Below are 2,715 nucleotides of genomic sequence, written 5' to 3' on the forward strand. Positions count from 1 at the left end.
ATGAAATTAAGTTTAGCAATTGTTGCATTAGCTTTGGCAATTCCTTCTGCCACTTATGCACAAGACTCAACGGCAGTTTCAAAAGGAGAGTATCCTAATACATTTTCTTCGGGATCTGCTAATGTTTCCCCATTCACCAATCAATCTAAAAGATTTAACGATTGGTCTATTTCCGTAGGAGCAGGTGTTCCACTTCTTCAGTCAGCAGATTTAACCTCGATCAAAAATGGTAATGGTAAAAACCTTTTTGGATATTCAGCGTATGTAAGTATTGATAAAGCTATTACTCATGCTTTTGGGATCAATTTACAGTATGACAGAGGTGAAACCAGACAAGGATGGTTCAATACTAAAAATGCAGCACCAGATGCATCAGCAGTAGGAGCAAGAACTCAGTATGACGCAATCTCTATCTTAGGAGATATTAACTTCTCAAACCTTTTAAGAAGAGTGGATAACCACTCTCCTTACAGATGGGCACTTCACGGATATGCAGGTATCGGTACCATTGCGTACAGAGCTTATCAAAAAGATGGAAGTAACAAGCAGACATTAATGACTGAAATCAAACCTTTCCAATTAGGTTCTATGTTCTTCCAGGCTGGTACAGGTCTTAAATTCAAAGTGAACAGAAGAATCGATATTGAAGGTAGATTAATGTATGTGGTAACCGGTGATGATGAATTTGACGGTGGAGGAGATAAATACAGCGCTATCAATAAGCGTTCTGAGCAGGTTTCCGACAACTTCTTCAATGCTACTTTAGGTCTTTCTGTTAAACTTGGAAAACATGAATCTCATTTAATGTGGCATGACCCGCTTCAGGAAATCTATTACAAACTGGATGTATTGGCTAATAAAAACCAGGATATCGAAGTATGTAAAAAAGGAGATGCTGATAACGATGGCGTATGTGACGATTGGGACAGACAGCTTGATACTCCTGCAGGTGCAAGAGTGGATGGTGCCGGAGTTGCACTTGATACGGACTTAGATGGTGTCATTGACCTTTACGATAAGTGTGTAACCGTTCCAGGACCTGTTGAAAACAACGGATGTCCTGTCGTTAAAGATCATAATGAAACTGCAGTAGAAGTAGAAAAAACCCTTAAGGATATTTATTTCAACTTTAATAAAGCTACCATCAGACCTGAATCTAACGAAAAACTGGATCTGGCAGCTTCAATTATTAAAGAAAACGGAGGTAATTACCTTTTAACAGGGCACACAGATATTAAAGGAAATGCAGCCTACAACCTTAGATTGTCTAAAGAAAGAGCAGCTGCTGTAGTAGGAGCTCTGGAAAACAGAGGCATCAATGAAAATGTACTGAAATCAAGAGGAGTAGGTTCTGCTGAAGCTACTATTCCGGCATCAGCTTCAGATGCTGAGAGAATGGCAGACAGAAAAGTTACTGTAAGATTTATAGAAAGTTCGGAATGGGATTCTATCAAAAAGAAAGACTATGAAGATGCCCCTGTAAAAAAAGGAGTGAAAAAAGTTCCTGCCAAGAAAAAGAAGAAATAATTTCCAAATACTTCATAAACCGAAAAGAATTGTTCTTTTCGGTTTATTTTTTTTCTACTACGAATTTTTTTACATACCTTTATCATTATTTTTAGGACAACTATGTGAAACATATTAGTAATCAATAAGTTTGTTTTGAAAAAAATTAACACAAAATCACTTTTTAGCGTAAAAAATCATTTAAAATAACTTAACTTAAAAAAATAACACTATGAAATTAAGTTTAGCAATTGTTGCATTAGCTTTGGCAATTCCTTCTGCCACTTATGCACAAGACTCAACGGCAGTTTCAAAAGGAGAGTATCCTAATACATTTTCTTCGGGATCTGCTAATGTTTCCCCATTCACCAATCAATCTAAAAGATTTAACGATTGGTCTATTTCCGTAGGAGCAGGTGTTCCACTTCTTCAGTCAGCAGATTTAACCTCGATCAAAAATGGTAATGGTAAAAACCTTTTTGGATATTCAGCGTATGTAAGTATTGATAAAGCTATTACTCATGCTTTTGGGATCAATTTACAGTATGACAGAGGTGAAACCAGACAAGGATGGTTCAATACTAAAAATGCAGCACCAGATGCATCAGCAGTAGGAGCAAGAACTCAGTATGACGCAATCTCTATCTTAGGAGATATTAACTTCTCAAACCTTTTAAGAAGAGTGGATAACCACTCTCCTTACAGATGGGCACTTCACGGATATGCAGGTATCGGTACCATTGCGTACAGAGCTTATCAAAAAGATGGAAGTAACAAGCAGACATTAATGACTGAAATCAAACCTTTCCAATTAGGTTCTATGTTCTTCCAGGCTGGTACAGGTCTTAAATTCAAAGTGAACAGAAGAATCGATATTGAAGGTAGATTAATGTATGTGGTAACCGGTGATGATGAATTTGACGGTGGAGGAGATAAATACAGCGCTATCAATAAGCGTTCTGAGCAGGTTTCCGACAACTTCTTCAATGCTACTTTAGGTCTTTCTGTTAAACTTGGAAAACATGAATCTCATTTAATGTGGCATGACCCGCTTCAGGAAATCTATTACAAACTGGATGTATTGGCTAATAAAAACCAGGATATCGAAGTATGTAAAAAAGGAGATGCTGATAACGATGGCGTATGTGACGATTGGGACAGACAGCTTGATACTCCTGCAGGTGCAAGAGTGGATGGTGCCGGAGTTGC

The 2,715-nt window shown here is 37.7% G+C and carries 1 protein-coding gene and 1 pseudogene; both read left to right on the forward strand.

All coding sequences use genetic code 11. The features are described 5' to 3' along the window. Nucleotides 1-1,527, forward strand: a 1,527-nt coding sequence (locus DDF69_RS21935; RefSeq protein ID WP_114822644.1) for an OmpA family protein, incomplete at its 5' end; no start/stop codon positions are given. Nucleotides 1,528-1,738: 211 nt separating this feature from the next. Continuing rightward, nucleotides 1,739-2,715 (forward strand): annotated as a pseudogene (locus tag DDF69_RS21940) (OmpA family protein); the annotation flags it as partial.

Origin of the sequence: Chryseobacterium sp. KLBC 52 (assembly GCF_003347605.1) — a bacterium.
In the GTDB taxonomy this organism is placed as follows: domain Bacteria; phylum Bacteroidota; class Bacteroidia; order Flavobacteriales; family Weeksellaceae; genus Chryseobacterium.